33 protein-coding genes and 1 tRNA gene are annotated in these 24,231 nt (G+C 65.8%); 29 read left to right on the top strand and 5 right to left on the bottom strand.

The features are described 5' to 3' along the window. Window positions 1-24: 24 nt before the first annotated feature. From ASG37_RS06030 to ASG37_RS06015, 4 genes are all read left to right on the top strand, one after another. Window positions 25-378, top strand: coding sequence for a response regulator (locus tag ASG37_RS06030; protein ID WP_055756954.1), 354 nt, complete (start codon window positions 25-27; stop codon window positions 376-378). Window positions 379-509: 131 nt separating this feature from the next. Then, window positions 510-1,673 (top strand): hypothetical protein, encoded by a 1,164-nt coding sequence (locus ASG37_RS06025; protein WP_055756952.1) that lies wholly within the window; start codon window positions 510-512, stop codon window positions 1,671-1,673. Between the two features lie 262 nt (window positions 1,674-1,935). Then, a complete protein-coding gene (gene recA / locus ASG37_RS06020) occupies window positions 1,936-3,021 on the top strand; it encodes a recombinase RecA (protein ID WP_200909852.1) in 1,086 nt (361 codons plus the stop codon). Window positions 3,022-3,750: 729 nt separating this feature from the next. After that, a complete protein-coding gene (locus ASG37_RS06015; RefSeq protein WP_055756950.1) occupies window positions 3,751-4,401 on the top strand; it encodes a glutathione S-transferase family protein in 651 nt (216 codons plus the stop codon). Between the two features lie 5 nt (window positions 4,402-4,406). Here the strand turns inward: ASG37_RS06015 and ASG37_RS06010 are convergent. The 3 genes from ASG37_RS06010 to ASG37_RS06000 all read right to left on the bottom strand — a co-directional run bounded on the left by ASG37_RS06010 (window position 4,407) and on the right by ASG37_RS06000 (window position 6,713). Continuing rightward, window positions 4,407-4,479 (bottom strand) — tRNA-Thr (locus ASG37_RS06010). A 57-nt stretch (window positions 4,480-4,536) separates the two neighbouring features. Next, window positions 4,537-5,436 (bottom strand): hypothetical protein, encoded by a 900-nt coding sequence (locus tag ASG37_RS06005; protein ID WP_055756948.1) that lies wholly within the window; start codon window positions 5,434-5,436, stop codon window positions 4,537-4,539. Further along, window positions 5,403-6,713: a replication-associated recombination protein A gene (locus ASG37_RS06000; RefSeq protein WP_055756946.1), complete on the bottom strand. Its 1,311-nt coding sequence runs from the start codon at window positions 6,711-6,713 to the stop codon at window positions 5,403-5,405. The genes ASG37_RS06005 and ASG37_RS06000 overlap by 34 nt, the downstream gene beginning before the upstream one ends. A gap of 122 nt (window positions 6,714-6,835) precedes the next feature. Between ASG37_RS06000 and ASG37_RS05995 the strand changes: the two genes are divergently transcribed. The 5 genes from ASG37_RS05995 (at window position 6,836) to ASG37_RS05975 (ending at window position 9,664) form a co-directional block, all read left to right on the top strand. Next, window positions 6,836-7,435, top strand: a complete 600-nt coding sequence (locus tag ASG37_RS05995) for a PadR family transcriptional regulator (protein ID WP_235525309.1) — start codon at window positions 6,836-6,838, stop codon at window positions 7,433-7,435. After that, window positions 7,432-7,749 carry a DUF2218 domain-containing protein gene (locus tag ASG37_RS05990; protein ID WP_055756944.1) on the top strand — a complete coding sequence of 106 codons (318 nt, stop codon included), beginning with the start codon at window positions 7,432-7,434 and terminating at the stop codon, window positions 7,747-7,749. Before ASG37_RS05995 ends, ASG37_RS05990 begins: the two co-directional genes overlap by 4 nt. Window positions 7,750-7,780: 31 nt before the next feature. Next, on the top strand, window positions 7,781-8,047 hold the full coding sequence (locus tag ASG37_RS05985; protein ID WP_055756942.1) for a UvrB/UvrC motif-containing protein: 267 nt from the start codon (window positions 7,781-7,783) through the stop codon (window positions 8,045-8,047). Between the two features lie 66 nt (window positions 8,048-8,113). After that, the gene (locus ASG37_RS05980; protein ID WP_055756939.1) at window positions 8,114-8,989 is read left to right on the top strand and encodes a dienelactone hydrolase family protein; all 876 of its coding nucleotides are present in this window, start codon (window positions 8,114-8,116) and stop codon (window positions 8,987-8,989) included. Between the two features lie 51 nt (window positions 8,990-9,040). Next, complete coding sequence (locus tag ASG37_RS05975; RefSeq protein WP_055756937.1) at window positions 9,041-9,664, top strand: glutathione S-transferase family protein; 624 nt, start codon at window positions 9,041-9,043, stop codon at window positions 9,662-9,664. Window positions 9,665-9,701: 37 nt separating this feature from the next. Here the strand turns inward: ASG37_RS05975 and ASG37_RS05970 are convergent, their stop codons facing one another. Then, window positions 9,702-10,355, bottom strand: a complete 654-nt coding sequence (locus tag ASG37_RS05970) for a peptidylprolyl isomerase (RefSeq protein ID WP_055756935.1) — start codon at window positions 10,353-10,355, stop codon at window positions 9,702-9,704. Window positions 10,356-10,468: 113 nt separating this feature from the next. Between ASG37_RS05970 and ASG37_RS05965 the strand changes: the two genes are divergently transcribed. Both ASG37_RS05965 and ASG37_RS05960 read left to right on the top strand, forming a co-directional pair. Then, complete coding sequence (locus ASG37_RS05965) at window positions 10,469-10,741, top strand: hypothetical protein (protein ID WP_055756933.1); 273 nt, start codon at window positions 10,469-10,471, stop codon at window positions 10,739-10,741. 51 nt (window positions 10,742-10,792) lie between these two features. Next, window positions 10,793-11,863 (top strand): alpha/beta fold hydrolase, encoded by a 1,071-nt coding sequence (locus ASG37_RS05960; RefSeq protein WP_235525321.1) that lies wholly within the window; start codon window positions 10,793-10,795, stop codon window positions 11,861-11,863. Between the two features lie 15 nt (window positions 11,864-11,878). On the opposite strand, the gene ASG37_RS05955 is transcribed toward ASG37_RS05960, so the two are convergent. After that, window positions 11,879-12,358, bottom strand: coding sequence for a hypothetical protein (locus ASG37_RS05955; RefSeq protein ID WP_055756931.1), 480 nt, complete (start codon window positions 12,356-12,358; stop codon window positions 11,879-11,881). A gap of 252 nt (window positions 12,359-12,610) precedes the next feature. On the opposite strand from ASG37_RS05955, the gene rpsL reads away from it, so the two are divergent. The 18 genes from rpsL to rplE all read left to right on the top strand — a co-directional run bounded on the left by rpsL (window position 12,611) and on the right by rplE (window position 24,205). Then, complete coding sequence (gene rpsL, locus ASG37_RS05950) at window positions 12,611-12,982, top strand: 30S ribosomal protein S12 (RefSeq protein ID WP_055757399.1); 372 nt, start codon at window positions 12,611-12,613, stop codon at window positions 12,980-12,982. Window positions 12,983-13,071: 89 nt separating this feature from the next. Next, complete coding sequence (gene rpsG / locus ASG37_RS05945; RefSeq protein ID WP_055756929.1) at window positions 13,072-13,542, top strand: 30S ribosomal protein S7; 471 nt, start codon at window positions 13,072-13,074, stop codon at window positions 13,540-13,542. Window positions 13,543-13,637: 95 nt separating this feature from the next. Beyond that, window positions 13,638-15,731, top strand: coding sequence for an elongation factor G (gene fusA / locus ASG37_RS05940; RefSeq protein WP_055756926.1), 2,094 nt, complete (start codon window positions 13,638-13,640; stop codon window positions 15,729-15,731). 202 nt (window positions 15,732-15,933) lie between these two features. Further along, window positions 15,934-17,127, top strand: coding sequence for an elongation factor Tu (gene tuf / locus ASG37_RS05935; protein ID WP_055756924.1), 1,194 nt, complete (start codon window positions 15,934-15,936; stop codon window positions 17,125-17,127). A gap of 152 nt (window positions 17,128-17,279) precedes the next feature. Then, window positions 17,280-17,588, top strand: coding sequence for a 30S ribosomal protein S10 (rpsJ, locus tag ASG37_RS05930; RefSeq protein ID WP_033921125.1), 309 nt, complete (start codon window positions 17,280-17,282; stop codon window positions 17,586-17,588). A gap of 323 nt (window positions 17,589-17,911) precedes the next feature. Then, window positions 17,912-18,634, top strand: a complete 723-nt coding sequence (gene rplC / locus ASG37_RS05925; RefSeq protein ID WP_055757390.1) for a 50S ribosomal protein L3 — start codon at window positions 17,912-17,914, stop codon at window positions 18,632-18,634. Between the two features lie 3 nt (window positions 18,635-18,637). Further along, window positions 18,638-19,264 (top strand): 50S ribosomal protein L4, encoded by a 627-nt coding sequence (rplD, locus tag ASG37_RS05920; RefSeq protein WP_055756922.1) that lies wholly within the window; start codon window positions 18,638-18,640, stop codon window positions 19,262-19,264. Further along, window positions 19,257-19,571 (top strand): 50S ribosomal protein L23, encoded by a 315-nt coding sequence (locus ASG37_RS05915; RefSeq protein WP_055756919.1) that lies wholly within the window; start codon window positions 19,257-19,259, stop codon window positions 19,569-19,571. The genes rplD and ASG37_RS05915 overlap by 8 nt, the downstream gene beginning before the upstream one ends. Window position 19,572: 1 nt before the next feature. Continuing rightward, the gene (gene rplB, locus ASG37_RS05910) at window positions 19,573-20,421 is read left to right on the top strand and encodes a 50S ribosomal protein L2 (RefSeq protein ID WP_055756917.1); all 849 of its coding nucleotides are present in this window, start codon (window positions 19,573-19,575) and stop codon (window positions 20,419-20,421) included. A 4-nt stretch (window positions 20,422-20,425) separates the two neighbouring features. Beyond that, entirely contained in the window at window positions 20,426-20,704 is a 279-nt protein-coding gene (gene rpsS / locus ASG37_RS05905) for a 30S ribosomal protein S19 (protein ID WP_055756915.1), read from the top strand. After that, window positions 20,704-21,081 (top strand): 50S ribosomal protein L22, encoded by a 378-nt coding sequence (gene rplV, locus ASG37_RS05900; RefSeq protein WP_055756913.1) that lies wholly within the window; start codon window positions 20,704-20,706, stop codon window positions 21,079-21,081. Before rpsS ends, rplV begins: the two co-directional genes overlap by 1 nt. Beyond that, entirely contained in the window at window positions 21,081-21,791 is a 711-nt protein-coding gene (gene rpsC, locus ASG37_RS05895) for a 30S ribosomal protein S3 (RefSeq protein ID WP_055756912.1), read from the top strand. Before rplV ends, rpsC begins: the two co-directional genes overlap by 1 nt. A gap of 12 nt (window positions 21,792-21,803) precedes the next feature. Further along, window positions 21,804-22,235: a 50S ribosomal protein L16 gene (rplP, locus tag ASG37_RS05890; RefSeq protein ID WP_055756910.1), complete on the top strand. Its 432-nt coding sequence runs from the start codon at window positions 21,804-21,806 to the stop codon at window positions 22,233-22,235. 2 nt (window positions 22,236-22,237) lie between these two features. Further along, window positions 22,238-22,441: a 50S ribosomal protein L29 gene (gene rpmC, locus ASG37_RS05885; RefSeq protein WP_055756906.1), complete on the top strand. Its 204-nt coding sequence runs from the start codon at window positions 22,238-22,240 to the stop codon at window positions 22,439-22,441. Between the two features lie 11 nt (window positions 22,442-22,452). Continuing rightward, the gene (gene rpsQ / locus ASG37_RS05880) at window positions 22,453-22,725 is read left to right on the top strand and encodes a 30S ribosomal protein S17 (RefSeq protein ID WP_055756904.1); all 273 of its coding nucleotides are present in this window, start codon (window positions 22,453-22,455) and stop codon (window positions 22,723-22,725) included. A gap of 220 nt (window positions 22,726-22,945) precedes the next feature. Continuing rightward, on the top strand, window positions 22,946-23,314 hold the full coding sequence (rplN, locus tag ASG37_RS05875) for a 50S ribosomal protein L14 (RefSeq protein WP_055756902.1): 369 nt from the start codon (window positions 22,946-22,948) through the stop codon (window positions 23,312-23,314). Next, on the top strand, window positions 23,314-23,628 hold the full coding sequence (gene rplX, locus ASG37_RS05870; RefSeq protein ID WP_055756900.1) for a 50S ribosomal protein L24: 315 nt from the start codon (window positions 23,314-23,316) through the stop codon (window positions 23,626-23,628). The genes rplN and rplX overlap by 1 nt, the downstream gene beginning before the upstream one ends. Beyond that, the gene (gene rplE / locus ASG37_RS05865) at window positions 23,621-24,205 is read left to right on the top strand and encodes a 50S ribosomal protein L5 (RefSeq protein ID WP_055756898.1); all 585 of its coding nucleotides are present in this window, start codon (window positions 23,621-23,623) and stop codon (window positions 24,203-24,205) included. The genes rplX and rplE overlap by 8 nt, the downstream gene beginning before the upstream one ends. The last annotated feature ends 26 nt before the right edge of the window (window positions 24,206-24,231 follow it).

The following is a 24,231-nucleotide window of genomic DNA, read 5'->3' as shown; positions in this document are numbered from 1 at the left end:
TTTGACCGCTAAGGACCGCGCGTTATGACCTCGCCAGTGCGTATCCTTGTCGTCGAAGACGAACCTCTCATCGCGATGATGCTGGAGGATTTTCTCGACATCCTCGGCAAGTCGGTCGCCGGCACCGCCGACACCGTGGCCACCGCGCTCGCCGCGATCGATGCGGGGGGCATCGATGCTGCCATCCTCGACGTGAACCTGCGCGCAGGTGAGAAGAGCTGGCCGATCGCCGACCGGCTGGCGGCGGCCGGCATCCCCTTCGTCCTCGCCACCGGCGGCTCGGGCGACACGATCGAACCGGCGCACCGCGACCGCCCGGTCCTGTCCAAGCCGTTCACGATGGACGGCATCGAACAGGCGCTGAACGAACTGGGCTGAGGGCTCGGCGGGAAGTTCGCAGACGAGCAGGCCGGCACCCCGGAACGCATAGGCAAGTGTTTTGAAATAGCGCCATATTCGGGAACGTTCTCATGCTTGACAGCGCATGGGGAGCGGATGACCATCCGTATATGATCGTCTCCGCGCTGCTCCTGCTGGCCCAGGCCGCTACCCCGCAACCCGCCCAGCCGGCGGACATCATCGTCGTCGGCCAACGCGCCGAACAGGCGCTGGCCGATTGCCTCGCCCGCGCCTGTCCGCCGGCGGAGGACGTCGAGGCCTCGCTCCAGGCATCGGTCGAACAATTCACCGGCGGCCGCTACGTCGATGCCCGCCGCACCCTGCAGGCATCGATCCGTCGCAACCGCGATCATGCCGCGCAACTCCCGGGGCCGGTGTCCAGCCTGTACGCGACGCTCGCGACCGTCGCCGAACATGAAGGCGATGCGGACCTGTGGCGCACGTCGGCGCGCAACAACGTGCTGGTGCTGCGCGAACATGTCGGCGAGGGCAATCCCGCGACGCTGACCGAGGAACTGAGCTTCGCCGACAATATCCTCGGAATGGGCCAGACCGCGACGGCCGACGAGATGTACGGCACGGCGCAACGCCACGCGATCGAGGCGGGGCACGCCAATATCGCCGCCGGTGCCGCGTTCCGTCGCGCATGGCTGGCGATGCTGCGCGAACAATATGACCGCGCCGAACGCTTCGCCACGCAGGCCGTGACCCTTGCCGGCCCCGGCGACCGCACCATCGTCGAACTGCGCGACATCCTGCGCGCGCGCATCGCCATCCGCAAGGGCGACAAGGGCGCGGTAGACGCGCTGGCGGCGCGTCTGCGCCAGTCGGCCGACGCGCAGCCCAGGCTGCTGTTCTCGCGTCCGATCGAGAATATCGATCCGGCGCAATTTACCGACCTGTCCTTCCCCATCGGCGGCTGGAACGACTCGCGCATCCGCTTCGCCGATGTGGGCTATTGGGTCCGCCCCGATGGCCGGACCGCCGATGCAGAGGTGCTGCAAACCTCAGGTCTCGGCCAATGGCGACAGGTGATTCTCGATCAGGTCGCCGACCGGCGCTACGTTCCGCTCGACGTCCCGGCGGGCAGCCCCGGCACCTACCGCATCGACCGCTTCACCATACGTGGCACAATCGGCATCGCGACCGGCACCCGCATCCGGCAGCGGGTTGGACAGTTGACCGTCCACATCGTCGACCTGACCGAAACCGAGGCGATGAGCGCGGCGGCCAAGCGCCAGATGGCCGAGGTTCGCAGCCGGCAGGGTAGCTAAAGGTTGATTCGCCCATCCCGAAACAAGCGTCATCCCAGCGAAGGCTGGGATCTCCCGGGGCTGATGCGCGACAAATGCCGCCTGAGGCCCCAGCCTTCGCTGGGGCGACGTTCCTATCCACATGAATAAGACTCTGGAACCACGCGCAAGCCGGATGGAACGCCGTTCCACCGGACTTGCGGAACGGGAACAAAACGAATACATGAGTGTCAACGGATTGCGTTGAACCCTCGACGCGGTTGCTCTACGCGAAAGGCTGGACATGGCGGCAAATCTTAAGGCGGTCGATAGCAAGATGGCGGCAGCAAACGACAAGGCGGCAAGCGAGCGGCAGAAGGCGCTCGACGCCGCGCTGGCACAGATCGACCGTGCCTTCGGCAAGGGGTCGGCGATGAAGCTGGGCCAGAAGGAGACGATGCAGGTCGAGGTGATCTCGACCGGGTCGCTCGGCCTCGACATCGCACTCGGCGTCGGTGGCCTGCCGCGCGGCCGCGTGATCGAGATCTACGGCCCCGAATCGTCGGGCAAGACCACCTTGTCGCTGCACGTGCTGGCCGAAGCGCAGAAGGGCGGCGGCACCGTCGCCTTCGTCGACGCCGAACACGCGCTCGACCCGGTCTATGCCAAGAAGCTCGGCGTCAACATCGACGAGCTCATCGTGTCGCAGCCCGACACCGGCGAACAGGCGCTCGAAATCGTCGACACGCTGGTCCGCTCGAACGCGATCGACGTGCTGGTGGTCGATTCGGTCGCAGCACTCGTTCCCCGCGCCGAGATCGAGGGCGAGATGGGCGACAGCCACGTCGGCCTTCAGGCGCGGCTCATGTCGCAATCCCTGCGCAAGCTGACCGGTTCGATCAGCCGTTCGCGCTGCATGGTGATCTTCATCAACCAGCTCCGCATGAAGATCGGCGTGATGTACGGCAACCCGGAGACGACGACCGGCGGCAACGCGCTCAAATTCTACGCCTCGGTCCGTCTCGACATCCGTCGCACCGGCCAGATCAAGGACCGCGACGAGATCATCGGCAACGCAACCCGCGTAAAGGTGGTCAAGAACAAGGTCGCCCCGCCGTTCAAGCAGGTCGAATTCGACATCATGTACGGGCAGGGCATCTCGAAGATCGGCGAAATCCTCGACTTGGGTGTCAAGGCGGGCCTCGTCGAGAAGTCGGGCGCGTGGTTCAGCTACGACAGCGTGCGCATCGGGCAGGGGCGTGAGAACGCCAAGACCTTCCTGAACGAACACCCCGAACTGCGCGACAAGCTCGAAGCCTCGATCCGTCAGCGCACCGAAAAGGTCGCCGAGGAAATGATGGCCGGCCCCGATGCCGAGGACGATCTGTAAGGATCGCGTCGATCGTTATTGATCGCCACCGCCGCCGTATCCCGACCGGATACGGCGGCGGTTCCGTTTCAGGCATCCCCTCCCTCGAAGGGAGGGGCCGGGGGTGGGCAGGGTCCCGCAAGCGCGGCCGCTTGGGAAGCGAACGCCCTGTCCTACATACCGCATTTCAAGCCATGCCCGCACGATGCCAAGCGTCGCGACCGCAAACCATCCCCTCGTCATTCCGGCGAAGGCCGGAATCCATACACGCCGACGCTGCGGCCCTCGGCGGACAGCAGTTCCACCCGCCGCCAACACCCGCCACGGGCAAAGCCCGCGTCGTCGGACGGCGCTTTTCGCGCCGCCGGCCGGGCGCGCCTCAGGCGGCGCGGCGCTGCTTCGCTGCGCCTCGCCCGGCGCGCCGTTAGTGTTAACTTTGTAAACTTTGGGGGGAATTGGACGTCGAGCGTCGTCGACGCGAACCGCCCCGACTAACCCCATCGTCATTCCGGCGAAGGCCGGAATCTATACACGCCGACGCTGCGTCCCTCGGCGGACAGCAGTTCCACCCGCAGCCAACACCCGCCACGGGCAAAGCCCGTGTCGTCGGACGGCGCTGCCAGCGCCGCCGGCCGGGCGCGCCTCGTACGGCGCGGCGCTGCTTCGCTGCGCGTCGCCCGGCGCGCCGTGCAACTCTCTCCCCCCTCCCGCATTGCTCTACCAGACCTTACGCCCCGGGGAGGCCCACCGATGATAACCGTCCACCACCTCGAAAACTCCCGCTCGCAGCGCGTGCTCTGGCTGCTCGAGGAACTGGCCATGCCCTATACCGTACGCCACTATCAGCGGAACAAGACGACGATGCTCGCCCCGCCCGAACTGCGTCGCATCCATCCGCTCGGCAAGTCGCCGGTGATCGAGGACGGCGACGCCGGCGTCCCCGGCGACCCGCTGGTCGTGGCGGAAACGGGGGCGATCGTCGAATATCTGGTCGAGAAGGCCGACGGCCGGCTCGGCACGCCGCGCCATCGCCGCGCGGCGCTGCATTATCGCCACTTCCTCCACTATGCCGAAGGATCGCTGATGCCGCCGCTGCTGGTCAAGCTGGTGCTAGGCCGCGTGCCCCTGCTCGGCAAGGCGGCGCAGAAGAAGGTGCAGCCGATGATCGACGTCCACCTCGACTATGTCGAGGCGCATCTGGCGGCGAACGACTGGTTCGCCGGCGACGCGATGACCGCCGCCGACATCATGATGAGCTTTCCGCTCGAAGCCGCGCGCAGCCGTGCCGGCCTCGACGCCACCCGCCCGCGCACCATCGCGTGGCTGGAGCGCATCCACGCCCGCCCGGCCTATCAGGCGGCGCTCGCGAAGGGCGGGCCCTATGCCTATGCCTATGCCTGATCCGGTGCCGGTTGCAGGAATCGAACCCGCGACCTTCGGTTTACAAAACCGCTGCTCTACCATCTGAGCTAAACCGGCCGACCGGACCCTTGCGTTAGATTTGCCGCGCGCCGTGGTCAATCCCGAACCGGAAGGTCAGCCGACGCCGAACGTCCATCCCTCGGTCCGCGCGACCGCCGGCGTCATCCCCGCCGGCGCCCACAACGCCGGGGCATCAGCCACCCGCCGCAACCATGCCGCGCTCAGTACGGCATCGGTCGCATGATCGTCATACCGCCTGAGCGGCGCATGCCCCGCGCTGCCCAGCACCGCCAGCGCGGCGTCGAGCGCCGGCCCATCGCGCAGCTTGCTCCGCCCGGGCCGCACTCCTGCCGCCCGCGCGGCGATGGTGGTATAGATTTCGACGATCACCGGCCCCCGCTCAGGCACCGGATCGAACGGCCACACCGGTACTTGGCCACCCAGCCGGTGCAGCACGCGCATGCCGGTCAGGCTCGACTTGCCGACCTGCGCCGCGCCGATCAGGTTGAAGCAACTGGTCGGCGACAGCCCCGCCGCGCGCTGCGCCACCTCGCACACCCGCAACCGCCCGCGTCCCGCCTCGAATCGATCGCCACACGCGAAGCGTTGGCGGAAATGCCGGGCGATCTCGCCATGCGCCACCACCGACGATACTCCCAGATGCGGATCGTCGCCCGCCAGCGCCTCGACCATCGCCCACAGCGCCTTGGCGTAGGCCGGCGAGGCATCCCATCCCGGGAAATAGGCGCCATGATCGCAGAACGGCAGCGCGGGCGACAGGTCGAGCCCGATCAACACATCGTCGCGTGTCGCCAGCAGCCACTCGCACACGTCATCCCGCGACCACCCGCCCGGCCGCTCGACCAGCACCGGGGCATCGTCTCCCGGCCCGGCCACCGCCACCGCCACCGCCAGCCCCTTGGGCCGCGCCACCGCCTGTCCCGACCAGTCGATCCCGGCGAAGCGGGTGAAGCGTGACCTCACTCCCCGGTCCGGCGGCGCTCGTCCCACCATGTCATCCGCTCGGCGATCCGCTGCTCGAACCCGCGTCCGCTGGGCTCGTAGAAGCGCTGCGCCGCCATTGCCTCGGGCCAGTAATCCGCGCCGGAAAACCCGTCCGCATGGTCATGGTCATAGGCATAGCCCTTGCCATAGCCGATGTCCTTCATCAGCCGGGTCGGCGCGTTGAGGATCGATGGCGGCGGCATCAGCGATCCCGTCTCGCGCGCCGATTTCCACGCCGCCTTTTGCGCCGTGTACGCCGCGTTCGATTTGGGCGCGGTCGCGCAGTAGAGGCACGCCTGCACGATCGCCAGTTCGCCCTCGGGACTGCCGAGAAAATCATAGGCGTCCTTGGCGGCAAGACACTGCACCAGCGCCTGCGGGTCGGCGAGGCCGATGTCCTCCGACGCGAACCGCGTCAGCCGCCGCAGCACGTAGAGCGGTTCCTCGCCGGCGCTCAGCATCCGCGCCATATAATAGAGCGCCGTCTGCGGGTCCGATCCGCGCAGCGATTTGTGGAGCGCGGAGATGAGGTTGTAATGCCCCTCGCGGTCCTTGTCGTACACCGCCACCCGCCGCTGGAGCAGCGCCGACAGCCCCGCCGGATCGAGCGGTGCGTCCAGCGCAATCGCGAACAGCGTCTCGGCCTGATTGAGCAGGAACCGCCCGTCGCCATCGGCACTGGCGATCAGCGCGGCGCGCGCCGCTTCGTCGAGCGGCAGGGGGCGTCCCTCGACACCTTCCGCCCGCGCCAGCAACTCGGCGAGCGCGCCCGCGTCCAGCCGGTGGAGGATCAGCACCTGCGCCCGGCTGAGCAGCGCGGCGTTCAGCTCGAACGACGGATTCTCGGTCGTCGCCCCGACCAACGTGACGGTGCCATCCTCGACATAGGGCAGGAACCCGTCCTGCTGCGCGCGATTGAAGCGGTGGATCTCGTCGACGAACAGCAACGTCCGCTTGCCCAACCGGCCGTGGTCACGTGCCTCGGCAAAGACCTTCTTGAGATCGGCGACACCCGAAAATACTGCCGATATTTGAGCATAGCGCAGCCCCACCGCCGCCGCGAGCAGCCGCGCGATCGTGGTCTTGCCGGTGCCGGGCGGCCCCCACAACACCATCGACGACAGCCGCCCCGCCGCGACCATCCGCCCGATCGCGCCATCGGGACCGGTCAGATGCGTCTGCCCCACCACCTCGCCGAGCGAGGCAGGCCGCAAACGGTCGGCCAGCGGCCCATCGGCGACCGGTTCGGGGGCGGGGGGCGTGAAGTCGGCGAAAAGGTCGGCCATGCCCGACATGTAGGCGCGGCGCGTCCGGCGGCCAAGCAGATGCGGTACACCGGACGAACGATGCAGCGAAAATATATCTTGAGCCTACTTGCAGCGAAGCGATCAAGATATATCTTGGCGATATGGCAATCGACAGGAACCCGATGTTTTCACATCATCACCATCACGCCGCCGGCCGCGGCGATCCTTCACGCGGCGGCCCGTTCGGTCGCGACTGGCCGATGGGCCGGGGCGGTCGTCCCGGCGGCGGCGGCGGCGGCGGGCGGCGCATCTTCGACGGGAGCGAACTGCGGCTGCTCCTGCTGCGCCTCGTCGCCGACGAACCCCGCCATGGCTATGAACTCATCAAGGCGGTCGAGGCGTTGAGCGGCGGGGCCTATGCGCCGAGTCCCGGCGTCGTCTATCCCACGCTCACGCTGCTGACCGACATGGGACTGACCGAGGAACAGGCCGCCGAGGGCACGCGCAAGCGCTTCGCCGCGACCGAAGCCGGGCACATGCATCTCGCCGAATCTTCCGCGCAGGTCGCCGAGCTGTTCGCCCGGTTGCAGGCGCTGGGCGAACGCCACGCCCGCACCGACGGTGGCCCGATCCACCGCGCCAAGGCCAATCTTCGCGCCGCGATCCACCACCGGCTGAGCGGCAGCGAGATCGATGCCGATACGCTCCATGCGGTCGCCGCGATTCTCGACGACGCAGCACAGAAGGTCGAACGGCTATGAGCACCCACACCAGCACCGCGACCGTCCCGACCCCGCATGCCAGCCGCTATCTCCAGCAGCTCTGCAAGCACTGGCAGCACAACCTGACCGTCGAGTTCACCCCTGACCATGGCACCGTCGTGTTTCCCAAGGACGCGCGTGGTGCCGACCATCCGGGCGACGCGCTGGTGACGTTCGACGCCGGCACCGACGCGCTGACCGTCCGTATCGATGCGACCTCCGCCGAACAGCTCGACGGGCTGAAGGGGGCCGTCGCTCGCCACCTCGACCGATTCGCCTTTCGTGAAGGCGCGCTCGCCTTCGACTGGCGCTGATCCGTTCGTCCCGGTCGTGCGTTTGCCCCGCATGACCGAGACGATCGAATCCCTGCGCGCCGAGATGGAAGCCGCCGCCGCCGCGCTCGATTTCGAGCGGGCGCGGCAGTTGCGCGACCGGATCGCGCTGCTGCGCGGCGGTGCGGAGGCCGATGCCGCGCGTGCTGCCGACACCGCCGGGCTGACCCGCCAGCAGCCGGGCGCGATGGGGCTTGGCACCAGCCGCCAGCGGGTCGAGCCGCCCGCCGGCTGGAAACCGCCGCCGAAGCCCGACCCGATGGTCACGCGCAAGCGATAGCCATCGCCGCTTTCCCGATCGCCCGGTCTGTGCCAGCCTCCCGCCAACCCCTTGGGAGAGACGGCCATGACCGACCTGCGCGACCGTGCCATCGCACTCTACGATGCCTTTACCCACGATCACCGTGATCGCCGCGCGTTCATGAAGGAGATGGTCGTGCTGGCCGGATCGGTCGCGGCGGCCGAGGCGCTGGTCGCCAGCATCGCCGCGTCCCCGGCGGCGGCGCAGCAGGTGAAGGCCGACGACCCCCGGATCGAGGCGGCGCGGCGCAGCGGCACCGAGGCCGGCGCCCCGGCCACCGCCTATTTCGCTGCGCCCAAAGCATCGGGTAGGCAGCGGCCGACGGTTCTGGTAATCCACGAAAATCGCGGGCTGAACGCCCATATCGAGGACGTCGCCCGCCGCCTCGCACTCGCCGGCTTCCGCGTGATCGCGCCCGATTTCCTCGCCCCCCAAGGCGGAACGCCCGCTGACGAGGATCGCGCCCGCACGCTGATCGGCAGCATCGACTATGATCTGGCGCTGGCACAGGCCAAAGCGTTTCTGGCGAAGGCGCGGAAACAGGCAAGCGGCAACGGCCGGACCGGCGCGGTCGGCTTCTGCTGGGGCGGGGCGTTCGTCAACCGGTTGGCGGTCGCCGATCCGGCGCTGACCGCCGGTGTTTCCTATTATGGCCCCGCGCCCGATCCGGCCGAAGCGGGCAAGGTCCGCGCCGCGCTGCTGCTGCAACTGGCGGGCAAGGACACGCGGGTCAATACGACGGCCATCCCATGGGGCGACGCCCTGCGCGCGGCGGCCAAGCGGGCGACGACCCATGTCTATCCCGGTGTCGACCATGCCTTCAACAACGATACGTCGGCCGCGCGCTACGATGCCGCGGCCGCGACGCTGGCATGGGAGCGGACCATTGCCTTCCTGCGTCACGAACTTGACGCGCGATAGCATTATGTTCCACTTCCGTTCCGGCCGAATTGTTTGAGAAGGGAGCCGACCATGACCGGACTGACGCTATACACCAACCCGATGTCGCGCGGACGGATCGCGCGCTGGATGCTGGAGGAAGTCGGCGCCGACTACGGGGTCGAAATGCTCGGCTATGGCGGCACGATGAAGGACGACGCCTTTCTGGCGGTCAATCCGATGGGCAAGGTGCCGGCGATCGTTCACGACGGACGGGTCGTCACCGAATGCGCCGCGATCTGCGCCTATCTCGCCGATGCCTTTCCACAGGCGGGCCTCGCCCCGCGCGCTGAAGAGCGTGCCGACTATTACCGCTGGATGTTCTTCGCCGCCGGCCCGGTCGAGGCGGCGATCACCAACCGGTCGCTGGGGGTGGTCCCGACGAGCGACCAGCAGCGCATGGTCGGTTATGGCGAATACGACCGGGTCGTCGCGGTGCTCGAGGCGGCGGTATCCGCGCATCCCTATATCGCCGGCGACCGCTTCACCGCCGCCGATGTCTATGTCGGCTCGCATGTGATGTGGGGAACGCAGTTCGGCTCGCTGCCGAAGCTCGATGCGTTCATGGCCTATCTCGGCCGGCTGGTCGACCGGCCGGCGCATGTCCGCGCGAGCGCGCTGGACGATGCGGCGATGGCCGAAATGCAGGCGGCGTAACAGGGGAATGGCGGGCGCGGCCGGTGCCGCGCCTGCCTCACCGCTTGATGTTGATGAGCCAGACCTTGGGAAGTCCGGTCGGGCGCGGGGTGCCGTCCAGCCGCCGGGCGCGCAGGATGCGGACGGGATCGAGGATCATCTGCCCCTTCATCGCGTCGAGGCCGCCGCCGGTCGGCACCGCGAGGATTTTCTTGACCGTTGCCATGCCGCCGACCACCCGCCCGAACGCGGCATAGCCGTCGAAATCACCCTTGGCGTCCATGCTCGTCATCGCGCCGACCAGCAGCACGAAATTGCCCCCCGCCGAATTCGCTTCGGGCCGCCTTGCCATCGAGATCGCGCCATCGACATGACGCACTCCGGTCCGGTCGGTGCGTTCGTGGGGGAAGGGCGGCAGGATGCGCCGCGCATCGGTGCGGATGCCGCCCTGGACGAAGCCCAGCTTCGGGTCGCTCTTGCGTCGGGCCGAGCGGTAGAACACCGTATCGTCGAACCGCCCGTCGTCGACATAGGCGAGGAAGTTCTTCGTCGTCGCTGGCGTCCGCTTCGCATCGAGCGCCACGATGATCGGCCCGGCCGAGGTGTCGAACCGGACACGGATATAGCCCGGCGTCGCCCGGGTGGCGGACTGGGCGGCGGCGGGGGCAGGTGCCAGCAGGGCCAGCGACAGGGCGGCGAACAGGATACGCATCGGCGCTCTCTAACGCCTGCCGCCCGCAGGGGAAAGGATCGCCGGTCGCCGTACGGGGAACGACGGCGCGGGACGCGACGTTCTGAACCCCGACTTTCAGGAGAGCCATGCCCATGACCCGTATCCTCGCCGCCGCCGCCCTTCCGGCCTTCGCGCTGCTCGCCGCCTGTGGTGGGCAGGAGATTACCGTAACCAACGACAGCAACGTCGTGTTGAACGATACCTATGCCAACGCCGCCTTCCGCAACGATGGCGAGGTCGGCAACGAGATGATCGCGATCAATCCGATGGATACCGGCGAAAATTCGGTGACGGCTGCTGGCGACGCGATGATGGGCAACACGCCCGACGCGGTGAACGCGCAGATGGGCAACACGGCCAACTGACCACGGCCTGACGCGCCGGTTCGGCCGCGCAACGAAAATCGATTGACCTCCATGCCCCTGCTGCGCGACGACGCGCGCGGGGGAATGGGGTTGATGGACATGCTGAGCGCGATCATCCTGACGGCGGCACTGGCGAGCGCACCGGTAACGGCGGCGCCGGTCCCGGCTGATCCGCCGGTCGCCGACACCGGTGCCGATCTCGAAACCGTTCCCTATCCCTTTCCGCTGATGCGAATGGAAACCAGCGTCGGCGGTGTGCCGGCGGGCATGGCCTATATGGACATCCGCCCGACCGCCGCCGCCAACGGCCGCACCGCCGTACTGCTCCACGGCAAGAATTTCTGCGGCAATAGCTGGGAACGCACCGCCCGGACGCTTGCCGCCGCCGGCTGGCGGGTGCTGGTGCCCGACCAGATCGGCTTCTGCAAATCGTCGAAGCCGCGCACCGCGCAATACAGCCTGCACCAGATGGCGCGCCTCACCACCCGGCTGATGACCGAGCGCGGCATCGCCAAGGCGGTGATCGTCGGCCATTCGATGGGCGGCATGCTGGCGTTGCGCCTCGCGCTCGCCCATCCCGACCGGGTCGAACGGCTGGTGCTGGTCAACCCGATCGGGCTGAAGAACCGCGCCGACGACGGCATTCCCTATACCCCGATCGACCGGTTGTTGCAGGATCAGCGCGCGACGACGCTGGCCAGCATCCGCGCCTATCAGCGCGACACCTATTATCACGGCACCTGGACCCCGGCGTATGAACGCTGGGCGCGGATGCAGGCGGGGATGTATGTCGGGCAGGGGCGCGATACGGTGGCGATGGCACAGGCCAAGACCAGCGAGATGATCTATACCCAGCCGGTCGCCTATGAACTGGGCCGGATCAAGCTGCCGATGACGCTGATCGTCGGCACGCTAGACCGCACCGCCTTCGGTCGCGAACAGGCGTCGCCGACGCTGGCGCAATATCTCGAAACCGCGCCGCAGCAGGCGGCACGGCTGACGACGCAGTTGCCCACCGCGACGCTGGTGCGGCTGGCAGGGGTCGGCCATGTCCCCCAGATCGAAGTGCCCGAACGGTTCGAACGCGCGTTGCTGGGCGCGATGGGAACCGACGTCCGCTAGGCGGTCGCTGCCGGACTACGCGCCGGCGCCGATCCGAAAGTTGTCGTTCGCACAGGCCGGCAGGCGCAGCACGGTCGCCAATCGCCACATCGCCATACCGATCGCCGCCGGGCCAAGGACGGGAACCGCGATCGCCGCCGTCAGGCAGGCGATGACCGTCGCCCCGGATCGCGCATATAGTGCGAACGGCACGACGGCGACCAGCAGCGCGATCGGCACCGGCAGCAGCAGAACCATCGCCAGCATCGCCAGCGCCGCCGCCTCCGCCCATGGCCGCGCATGCCGGACATGCGCCAGCGGTTGGGCCAGCGTGATCGCGACCGATCCGGCGGCCAGCACCGGCAGCAGATGAACGAACGGCGCCACCATCCCGAATCGATCGAGCAGCCACCACAGTCCCGGCGCGGGCGCCGCCGCGAATCCGCTCGCCTGCGTCGCCTGCCACAGTGCCAGACTGCATGTGGCGGCGGCGGAAAGGGGCGGGGCGGGGCGCATCGTCGATCCCTAGCGCGGCAACCCTTGCCAATTCCTTGTGGGCGCGGCGTCATTGACGCTGGCGGGTGTCCGCGATATAGGCCCGCCCTGTCCCGCTGGGTCGGCTTCGTATCCGCGCCGCCAGCCTGCATGTGGGCAAGAGCTGAACATTGCTGGAGACATCGGCCTCGTGGAGAATCCCGCGCGGCCTTTGCGCATTTCTGATGAAGAAGGGCTCCGGCAAAGTAACCGCAAGATAAGGTGAAGGGCTTCATGCCGACGATCAACCAGTTGGTCCGCAAGGGCCGCGAACCGCAGAAGGCCAAGTCGAAGGTCCCTGCGATGGACCAGAACCCGCAGAAGCGCGGTGTCTGCACTCGCGTCTACACGACGACCCCGAAGAAGCCGAACTCGGCGCTGCGCAAGGTGGCCAAGGTTCGCCTGACTAACCAGCGCGAAGTCATCAGCTACATTCCGGGTGAAGGCCACAACCTGCAGGAGCACTCGGTCGTGCTCATCCGCGGCGGTCGTGTGCGCGATCTTCCCGGCGTGCGCTACCACGTCCTGCGCGGCGTGCTCGACACGCAGGGCGTCAAGGATCGCCGCCAGTCGCGTTCGAAGTACGGCGCCAAGCGTCCGAAGTGATTTCGCGCCGCATCGGCGGCGTGAAATCCACCTACCCCAGTAAGCCCCCGACAGGTTCGGGAACCGGCTGAAGATTAAAGGAATATCTGATGGCTCGTCGTCGTCGTCCCGAAAAGCGGGAAATCCTGCCTGATCCCGTATACGGGGATGAGGTTCTGTCGAAGTTCATGAACTCGGTCATGCTGGACGGCAAGAAGTCCGTCGCCGAGGGCATCGTCTATTCGGCGTTCGAAACCGTCGAATCGCGCGCCAAGCGGGATCCGCTGGGCGTGTTCCACGATGCGCTGAACAACGTGAAGCCGAACATCGAAGTGCGTTCGCGCCGCGTCGGCGGTGCGACCTATCAGGTGCCGGTCGAAGTCCGTTTCGAACGCGCCCAGGCGCTGGCGATTCGCTGGCTGATCTCGTCGGCGCGCAACCGCAGCGAGAACACCATGTCGGCGCGCCTGTCGGGCGAGTTGATGGATGCTGCCAACAACCGCGGCAACGCGGTCAAGAAGCGCGAAGACACGCACCGCATGGCGGAAGCGAACCGCGCTTTCTCGCACTACCGCTGGTAAGCTTCGGCGGTGGCTTTTCACCGCTGATCTAACCGCCTATATCGTGGGGAGCGGGCGTCATGCCTCGCTCCCCACATTGCTAAGGAAGCACGACCATGGCCCGCAGCCATCCGCTCGAACGGTATCGTAACATCGGCATCATGGCGCACATCGACGCCGGCAAGACGACCACGACCGAGCGCATTCTCTATTACACCGGCAAGTCCTACAAGATCGGCGAAGTGCATGAAGGCACCGCGACCATGGACTGGATGGAGCAGGAGCAGGAACGCGGCATCACCATCACCTCGGCGGCGACCACCTGCAAGTGGCGCGCGGAAGAGGGCAAGGGTGAAGAGCACCTCATCAACATCATCGATACGCCGGGCCACGTCGACTTCACGATCGAAGTCGAGCGTTCGCTGCGCGTGCTCGACGGTGCGGTCGCCTGTTTCGACGGCGTTGCCGGCGTGGAGCCGCAGTCGGAAACCGTGTGGCGTCAGGCCGACAAGTACGGCGTGCCGCGCATGTGCTTCGTCAACAAGCTCGACCGCACCGGTGCCAACTTCTACTTCTGCGTCGACTCGATCATCGAACGCCTCGGCGCGCGTCCGGCGGTCCTGTATCTCCCGATCGGTATCGAGGGTGGCTTCAAGGGTCTGGTCGACTTGGTAGAGAACCGCGCGATCATCTGGCTCGAAGAGTCGCTGGGCGCCAAGTTCGAATATCAGGACATTCCGGACGACATGGCCGAGAAGGCCGCGAAGTATCGCAGCGAGCTGATCGAGATGGCCGTCGAGCAGGACGACGACCTGATGGAAGCCTATCTCGAAGGCAACGAGCCGTCGGTCGCCGACCTCAAGGCGCTGATCCGCAAGGGCACGCTGGCGATGAACTTCGTGCCGATCGTGTGCGGTTCGGCGTTCAAGAACAAGGGCGTGCAGCCGCTGCTCGACGCCGTGGTCGACTATCTGCCGTCGCCGCTGGACATCCCGGACGTGCAGGGCGTGAAGCTCGACGGCGAGACCCCGGACTCGCGTCCGGCCACGGACGATGCGCCGATGTCGCTGCTGGCGTTCAAGATCATGAACGATCCGTTCGTGGGCACGCTCACCTTCGCCCGCATCTATTCGGGCACCCTCACCAAGGGCGGGTATCTGAACTCGGTGAAGGACAAGAAGGAAAAGATCGGCCGTATGCTCCTCATGCACGCGAACTCGCGTGAGGACATCGACGAGGCGCGCGCCGGTGACATCGTCGCCATCGCGGGTCTGAAGGAAACGACGACCGGCGACACGCTGTGCGATCAGTCGAACCCGATCATCCTCGAGCGGATGGAGTTCCCCGAACCCGTCATCGAGCTGTCGGTGGAGCCCAAGACCAAGGCCGACCAGGAAAAGATGGGCATCGCGCTCAATCGCCTCGCCGCCGAGGATCCCTCGTTCCGCGTGTCGACCGACCATGAATCGGGCCAGACGATCATCAAGGGCATGGGTGAGCTTCACCTCGAAATCCTCGTCGATCGCATGAAGCGCGAGTTCAAGGTCGAGGCGAACGTCGGTGCGCCGCAGGTGGCGTATCGCGAATATCTCGCCAAGCCGGTCGAGCTGACCTACACCCACAAGAAGCAGTCGGGTGGTTCGGGCCAGTTCGGCGAAGTGAAGGTGAAGGTGATTCCGGGCGAGCGCGGCACCGGCTACCAGTTCTTCGACGAGATCAAGGGCGGTAACATTCCGCGCGAGTACATCCCGTCGGTGGAAAAGGGCATGCGCGAGACGGCACTGACCGGTTCGCTGATCGGCTTCCCGATCATCGACTTCGAAGTTCACCTGATCGACGGCAAGTACCACGACGTCGACTCGTCGGCGCTGGCCTTCGAAATCTGCGCGCGTGGCGCGATGCGCGAAGCGGCGCAGCGCGCTGGCATCAAGCTGCTCGAGCCGATCATGAAGGTCGAGGTCGTCACCCCCGAGGATTATCTCGGCGACGTCATCGGCGACATGAACAGCCGTCGTGGCCAGATCCAGGGCACCGACAGCCGCGGCAACGCGCAGACGGTCGAGGCGATGGTCCCGCTGGCGAACATGTTCGGCTATGTGAACCAGCTCCGCTCGTTCACGCAGGGTCGCGCGCAATACTCGATGCAGTTCTCGCACTATGACGAAGTGCCGCAGAATGTTGCTGATGAGGTGAAGGCGAAGATGGCCTGAAGCGCACGGGGCTAAGGTGACTTAGCCCCGAGACGCTGAAGGCCGGCCGGCGGAGCGGCTTGCCGCTTCGACCGACGACCGGGGATTTACTCCCCGGTCGCCCCCCTCCCACGAGGGGCTGGCAATCCCCCCAAACAACCGCTAAAGGCGCGCCTTCGCGTTGCCCTGATGCGGCACCGAAATCGAATCAGAAGGTAGGAAAATGGCAAAGGCAAAATTCGAGCGGAACAAGCCGCATCTGAACATCGGCACCATCGGTCACGTCGACCATGGCAAGACCTCGCTGACCGCCGCGATCACCAAGGTGCTGGCCGAAACGTCGGGCGGCGTCGCCGTCGACTTCGCCAACATCGACAAGGCCCCGGAAGAGCGCGAGCGCGGCATCACCATCTCGACCGCGCACGTCGAGTATGAGACGGCCGCCCGTCACTATGCGCACGTCGATTGCCCGGGCCACGCCGATTATGTGAAGAACATGATCACCGGCGCCGCGCAGATGGACGGCGCGATCCTGGTCGTGTCGGCCACCGACGGCCCGATGCCGCAGACCAAGGAGCACATCCTGCTCGCCAAGCAGGTCGGCGTTCCCACCATGGTCGTCTTCCTGAACAAGGTCGATCTGGTCGACGACGAGGAAATCCTCGAACTCGTCGAGATGGAAATCCGCGAAGAGCTTTCGAAGCGCGAATTCGACGGCGACAACATTCCGATCATCCGTGGTTCGGCCACCTGCGCACTGTCGGGTTCGAACGACGTGTTCGGCAAGGAAGCGGTTCTCGCGCTGATGGCAGCGGTCGACGAGTCGATCCCGCAGCCGGAGCGTCCGCTCGACAAGCCGTTCATGATGCCGATCGAAGACGTGTTCTCGATCTCGGGTCGCGGCACCGTCGTCACCGGCCGTGTCGAAACCGGTATCGTGAAGGTCGGTGAGGAAGTCGAGATCGTCGGCATCCACGAGTCGGTCCGCAAGACCGTCGTTACCGGCGTCGAAATGTTCCGCAAGCTGCTCGACCAGGGCCAGGCCGGCGACAACATCGGCGCGCTGATCCGCGGCGTCGCTCGCGACGAAGTGGAGCGTGGTCAGGTTCTGGCGAAGCCGGGTTCGATCACGCCGCACACCGACTTCCAGTCGTCGGTGTACGTGCTGTCGAAGGACGAGGGTGGCCGTCACACGCCGTTCTTCGCCAACTATCGCCCGCAGTTCTACTTCCGCACGACGGACGTGACCGGCACGATCGAGCTGCCCGAGGGCACCGAAATGGTCATGCCGGGCGATGAAGTCGCGCTGGGCGTAAAGCTGATCGCACCGATCGCCATGGACGTCGGCCAGCGTTTCACCATCCGTGAAGGCGGTCGTACCGTCGGCGCAGGGGTTGTCAGCGGCATCGACAAGTAATATAGCGACTCTACTGACGGCCGCTCCCGGCGACGGGGGCGGCCGTTTGCTATTTAATGAGGGCGACTCGCTTCGAGCTGGGTCATCCAACTAACCATTCGTTGTTAATCAAGAGCCGTCCCAACGGCCCGCTCTTTCGCATCGGTAGGACCATGGACAACAATATCCGTATTCGCCTTAAGGCGTTCGACCATCGCGTGCTCGACCAGGCGGCCGGCGATATTGCCGATACCGCGCGTCGCACCGGCGCCCTGATCCGTGGACCCATTCCGCTGCCCACGCACATCGACAAGTTCACGGTCAACCGCGGCCCGCACATCGACAAGAAGTCGCGCGAGCAGTTCGAGACCCGCACCTACAAGCGCCTGCTCGACATCGTGCAGCCGACCCCGCAGACCGTCGACGCGCTGATGAAGCTCGACCTCGCGGCAGGGGTGGACGTAGAGATCAAGCTGGCGTAATGCCGGCTTTCCGCGACGTAGGGTGATTCCGCCCTGCGTCGCGCTTTCGCTTCCCGCCGGTTCGCGTCAGAACCCGCTGCGGTCGAGGCAGGGAAAGCACCAACGGGATACCGAACGGCAGGTCGTCCGCAAGGACAAAAGCCGTTGACCGAGTCCCCGCTATCGCGCGTGATATTCCCCCGGGAACGATCCGCGATGTCTGGCCCTGGCGGGGGCATGGTTTTCGCAGGGGCTGGGGCTTCGGAGGCGGGCGACCGCGCACCGGAGCCTTTTTCGTTAGGCAAGCTCGTCGTCAAGACGAGCCTCTGTTGGAGGAGATGGTCATGCGTACTGGTGTGATCGCGAAGAAAATGGGTATGACCCGGTTGTTCAAGGATGATGGGCGCCACGTGCCCGTCACCGTGCTGCAACTGGAAGACGTGCAGGTCGTCGCCCGTCGTGAACTGGATCGGGACGGCTACGTTGCGGTGCAGCTCGGCGCCGGCGTCGCCAAGGCAAAGAATGTCGCCAAGCCGCAGCGTGGCCATTTCGGCAAGGCCGAAGTGACCCCGAAGGCGCGCGTGGTTGAATTCCGCGTGGCGGAAGACGCGCTGCTCGACGTCGGTGCCACCATCGGTGCCGATCACTATGTCGCGGGTCAGCTCGTCGACGTATCGGGCCGTACGCAGGGCAAGGGCTTTGCGGGCGCGATGAAGCGGTGGAACTTCGGCGGTCTGCGCGCGACGCACGGCGTGTCGGTGTCGCACCGTTCGCACGGTTCGACCGGTCAGCGTCAGGATCCGGGCAAGGTCTTCAAGAACAAGAAGATGGCCGGCCACATGGGCGATCGCAACCGCACGCAGCAGAATCTTGAAGTCGTGTCGACCGACGCCGAGCGTGGTCTGATCTTCATCAAGGGTTCGGTTCCGGGCCATAAGGGCACCTGGCTGACGGTCAAGGACGCGGTGAAGGTCGCGCGCCATGCCGATGCGCCGTACCCCGCCGGGCTCAAGACCGCGAACAGCAACGAGGCGCCGGCAGCGGCCGCCGACGGCCAGGAGGGCTGATCCATGAAGGTCAAGGTACAGACCCTCGACGCCGTCGAAAGCGGTGACATCGAGCTCAACGACGAGGTGTTCGGCCTCGATCCGCGTGCGGACATCCTGCACCGGGTCGTGACGTGGCAGCTCGAGAAGCGTCGCGGCACCGCCCGCGGCACCCGCGAGCGCGCCGACGTTGCGCGTTCGGGCAAGAAGCTGGGTCGCCAGAAGGGCGGCGGTGTCGCCCGTCACGGCGATCGTCGCGCTCCGGTGTTCATCGGTGGTGGTAAGGCACACGGCGCCCGCGTCCGTGACTTCAATCCCGGCCTGAACAAGAAGATCCGCGCACTGGGCCTCAAGATGGCGCTGTCGAGCCATGCCAAGGCGGGTTCGCTGGTCATCCTCGACGGCCTGACCGTCGAGAACGGCAAGACGCAGGTCCTGCTCGGCAATCTCGCCAAGCTCGGCTTCGGCAAGAAGTCGCTCGTCATCGATGGTGACGCGGTCGAGAACAGCTTCGCGCTGGCCGCCCGCAACCTGCAGCAGGTCAATGTCCTGCCCGCCGGTGGCGCCAACGTCTATGACATCCTGAAGCACGACACGCTGGTGCTCACCCGCGCCGCGATCGAAAAGCTGGAGGCCCGTTTCAATGGCTAAGCAGCAGCAGGCGATCGACATCCGTCATTACGACGTGGTCCTCGCGCCGCACATCACCGAAAAGTCGACGATGCTCTCCGAGCATAACGCCGTCGTCTTCAAGGTCGCGACCAAGGCGTCGAAGCCGGAGATCAAGGCAGCGGTCGAAGCGCTGTTCAACGTCACCGTCACCGGCGTCAACACGATCGTGACCAAGGGCAAGACCAAGAAGTGGAAGGGCGCGCCCTACACTCGCTCGGACTTCAAGAAGGCGATCGTGACGCTGGCCGACGGCCAGTCGATCGACATTACCGAGGGGGCCAAGTAACATGGCACTCAAGCAATATAATCCGACCACGCCGTCGCAGCGTGGCCTGGTCCTGATCGACCGTTCGGCCCTGTACAAGGGTCGTCCGGTCAAGGCGCTGACCGAGGGCAAGACCAAGTCGGGCGGCCGCAACAACAAGGGCCATGTGACCTCGCGCGGGATCGCGGGCGGTCACAAGCAGCGCTATCGCATCATCGACTTCAAGCGTCGCCTGTGGGACGTCGAAGGCACCGTGGAGCGGATCGAATATGATCCCAACCGCACCGCGTTCATCGCGCTCGTCAACTATGGCGAGATCGAGGGCAAGGCCAACGTCGCCTACATCCTCGCGCCGCAGCGTCTGAACGTCGGCGACAAGGTGATCGCCGGCAAGAAGACCGACGTGAAGCCGGGCAACGCGATGGAACTGGGCCAGGTGCCGGTCGGCACGATCGTCCACAACGTCGAGATGAAGCCGGGCAAGGGTGGCCAGATTTCCCGTTCGGCCGGCACCTATGTGCAGGTCGTCGGTCGTGACAAGGGCATGGTCATCGTCCGCCTGAACTCGGGCGAGCAGCGCTACATCCACGCCACCTGCATGGCAACGATCGGCGCGGTGTCGAACCCCGACAACCAGAACCAGAATCTGGGCAAGGCCGGCCGTAATCGCTGGAAGGGCATCCGCCCGCTGACGCGCGGCGTCGCCAAGAACCCGGTCGACCATCCGCACGGCGGTGGTGAAGGCCGGACCTCGGGCGGCCGTCATCCGGTCACGCCGTGGGGCAAGCCGACCAAGGGCGCGCGCACGCGGCATAACAAGGCGACGGACAAGATGATTATCCGTAGCCGTCACGCGAAGAAGAAGGGCTAAACGAATGGCTCGTTCCGTATGGAAGGGTCCGTTCGTGGACCTCAACCTGCTGAAGAAGGCGGAAGCCGCGCAGGACGCCGGCACCCGCGCCGGTCCGATCAAGACGTGGTCGCGTCGCTCGACCATCCTGCCGCAGTTCGTCGGACTGACGTTCAGCGTCTATAATGGCCGCAAGTTCGTGCCGGTTTCGGTCAACGAGGACATGGTGGGCATGAAGCTCGGCGAATTTGCGCCGACCCGCTTCTTTCCCGGCCATGCCGCCGACAAGAAGGGCAAGCGCTGATGAGCAAGCAGGCAGCACCGCGCCGCGTCGGTGACAAGGAAGCACTGGCCGTCGCGACGCAGGTTCGCGGTTCGGCGCAGAAGCTGAACCTCGTCGCCGCGCTGATCCGCAACAAGAACGTCGGCGATGCGATGAACATCCTGGCGTTCTCGAAGAAGGCGATGGCGGTCGATGTCCGCAAGTGCCTCGCTTCGGCGATCGCGAATGCGGAAAACAACCACAACCTCGACGTCGACGCACTCGTCGTCAAGGAAGCCTCGGTCGGCAAGTCGATCACGATGAAGCGTTTCGCGACCCGTGGTCGCGGCAAGTCGACGCGTATCCTGAAGCCGTTCAGCCGCGTGCGCATCGTCGTGTCCGAGGTGGAGGAAGCGTAATGGGTCACAAATCCAATCCCATCGGTCTGCGTCTGCAGATCAACCGCACCTGGGACAGCCGTTGGTACGCCGAAGGCGCCGACTATGGCCGTCTGCTGCTGGAGGATCTCAGGATCCGCCAGTTCATCATGAAGACGCTGCCGCAGGCAGCGATCTCCAAGGTGGTGATCGAGCGTCCGGCCAAGCTGTGCCGCATTTCGATCTTCGCGGCGCGTCCCGGCGTCATCATCGGCAAGAAGGGCACCGACATCGAAAAGCTTCGCAAGAAGCTCGGCTCGATGACCTCGTCCGACGTGTCGCTGAACATCGTCGAGATCCGCAAGCCCGAAATCGACGCCAAGCTCGTCGCCCAGGGCATCGCCGATCAGCTCGAGCGTCGTATCGCCTTCCGCCGCGCCATGAAGCGTGCGGTGCAGTCGGCGATGCGTCTGGGTGCCGACGGCATCCGCGTCGCTTGCGGCGGTCGTCTGGGCGGTGCGGAAATCGCCCGGTCGGAAGGCTATCGTGAGGGCCGCGTGCCGCTGCACACGCTGCGCGCCAACCTCGACTATGCCGAGGCCGAAGCGCACACCGCGTACGGCGTCTGCGGCGTCAAGGTCTGGATCTTCAAGGGTGAGATCCTCGGCCATGACCCGATGGCGCAGGACCGGCTGATGATGGAGGCCCAGACCTCCGGCGTGCGCCCCGCGCGCGACGATCACCGCCGCTAAGGATGATGTGAGATGCTGCAACCAAAGCGCACCAAGTTCCGCAAGGCCTTCAAGGGCCGCATCCATGGCGATGCCAAGGGCGGTACGTCGCTGAACTTCGGGTCGTATGGCCTGAAGGCGATGGAGCCCGAGCGGATCACCGCCCGTCAGATCGAAGCGGCTCGCCGCGCGATCACTCGTCACATCAAGCGCCAGGGTCGCCTCTGGATCCGGATCTTCCCGGATCTGCCGGTGTCGTCGAAGCCTGCCGAAGTCCGCATGGGCTCGGGCAAGGGTTCGCCCGAATTCTGGGTCGCCCGCGTCAAGCCGGGTCGCATCCTGTTCGAACTGGACGGCGTGCCCGGCCCGCTCGCCGCGGAGGCGTTCGAACGCGCCGCGATGAAGCTGCCGATCGCGGTCAAGGTCGTCGCCCGTCTGGGCGACACCTCGCACCTGGAGGGTTGAGAATGACGAAGGCAACCGATCTTCGCACGAAGAGCGACGACCAGTTGGTCGAGGAACTGTCGAGCCTGAAGCGTGAGGCATTCAACCTCCGCTTCCAGGCGGCAACCAGCCAACTGGAAAAGCCGACCCGCGTGAAGGAAGTCCGTCGCGACATCGCGCGGATCAAGACGCTGCAGGGCGAGCGTTCGCGCTCGTCCGACAAGTAAGGACGAGAGACATGCCGAAGCGCGTGCTGACCGGGATGATCGTCTCGGACAAGACCGACAAGACGGTGGTGGTCAAGGTAGAGCGGAAGGTGAAGCACCCGCTCTACGGCAAGATCATCCGCCGTTCGAAGAAGTACCATGCCCATGACGAGGGCAACGAGTATCGCGAAGGCGAGACCGTGCGCATCGAAGAGACCGCGCCGATCTCGAAGCTGAAGACCTGGAAGGTGATCGAGCGGGTGAACACCCACGCGACCCCTTCGGAAGTCGCGGCCGAGGCGTAAGCCTTCGCAGGCGGGTGGGGGCCTTCGGGTCTCCGCCCCCCACGCAATTCCGGGGTCAGACCCGGATCGCAGGAACGCCGACGGACGGGCCTTGCCTTTTCGTCACGGGGCGGTTATTGGGCCGCTCCCCCGGCGTGGACTTGAACAGTCCGCTGCCGGGGTTCATTTTTAGCAGGCGGGGACCGGTCGGAATCGGCCCCATGGACAAGGAATCGCATCGATGATCCAGATGCAATCCAACCTTGACGTCGCTGACAACAGCGGCGCCAAGCGGGTGCAGTGCATCAAGGTGCTGGGCGGCTCGAAGCGCCGCACGGCAGGCGTTGGCGACGTTATCGTCGTCAGCATCAAGGAAGCCGCTCCGCGCGGCCGCGTGAAGAAGGGTGACGTGCATCGTGCCGTCATCGTTCGGACCGCCAAGGACATCCGTCGCGCCGACGGTTCGGTGATCCGTTTCGACGGCAACGCCGCGGTGCTGGTCAACAAGAACGAGGAGCCGATCGGCACCCGTATCTTTGGCCCGGTGGTTCGCGAGCTGCGCTCGAAGGGCTTCATGAAGATCATCTCGCTCGCCCCTGAGGTGCTGTAATGGCTTCCGCAAAGATCAAGAAGGGCGACACCGTGATCGTCCTGTCGGGCAAGGACAAGGGCAAGACCGGTCAGGTCGTGCTGTCGATGCCCAAGGACGACAAGGTCGTCGTGTCGGGCGTCAACATCGCCGTCCGTCACAAGAAGCCGACGCAGGCGGAGCCGCAGGGCGGTCTCGTCCGCTCGGAAGCGCCGCTGCACGTCAGCAAGGTCGCGCACGTCGTCGACGGCAAGCCGACCCGCGTTCGCTTTGAAATCCGTGACGGCAAGAAGGTCCGGGTCGCCGTAAAGGGCGGGGAGGTCATCAATGGCTGATACGTATACGCCACGCATGAAGTCGATCTATAACGATCGCATCATCAAGGCGATGACCGAGAAGTTCGGTTACAAGAACGCGCTCGAAGTGCCCCGGATCGAAAAGATCGTCCTGAACATGGGCGTGGGCGAAGCGACGCAGGACAAGAAGAAGGTCGAGCAGGCCGCTTCCGAAATGGAGCTGATCGCCGGCCAGAAGCCTGTTGTGACGAAAGCCAAGAAGTCGATCGCGCAGTTCAAGCTGCGCGAAGGCATGGCGATCGGTTGCAAGGTGACGCTGCGTCGCGAGCGGATGTACGAGTTTCTCGACCGCTTCCTGACGATCGCGCTGCCCCGCGTCCGCGATTTCCGTGGCCTGAGCCCCAAATCGTTCGACGGCCGCGGCAACTATGCCTGCGGCATCAAGGAACAGATCGTGTTCCCCGAAATCAACTATGACCGCATCGACAAGGTGCGCGGCATGGATGTGATCGTGACCACCTCCGCCAAGACCGACGACGAGGCTCGCGAGCTTCTGCGTCTCTTCGGTTTCCCCTTCCCTCAGGAAGCGGACGCCGAGGAAAAGAAGGCGGCATAACCAAAACCGCTCCCCTTCGCCGGGGA

It is taken from the genome of Sphingomonas sp. Leaf407 (assembly GCF_001425385.1).
GTDB lineage: Bacteria > Pseudomonadota > Alphaproteobacteria > Sphingomonadales > Sphingomonadaceae > Sphingomonas.
This window is presented reverse-complemented; position numbering and strand designations above follow the sequence as displayed.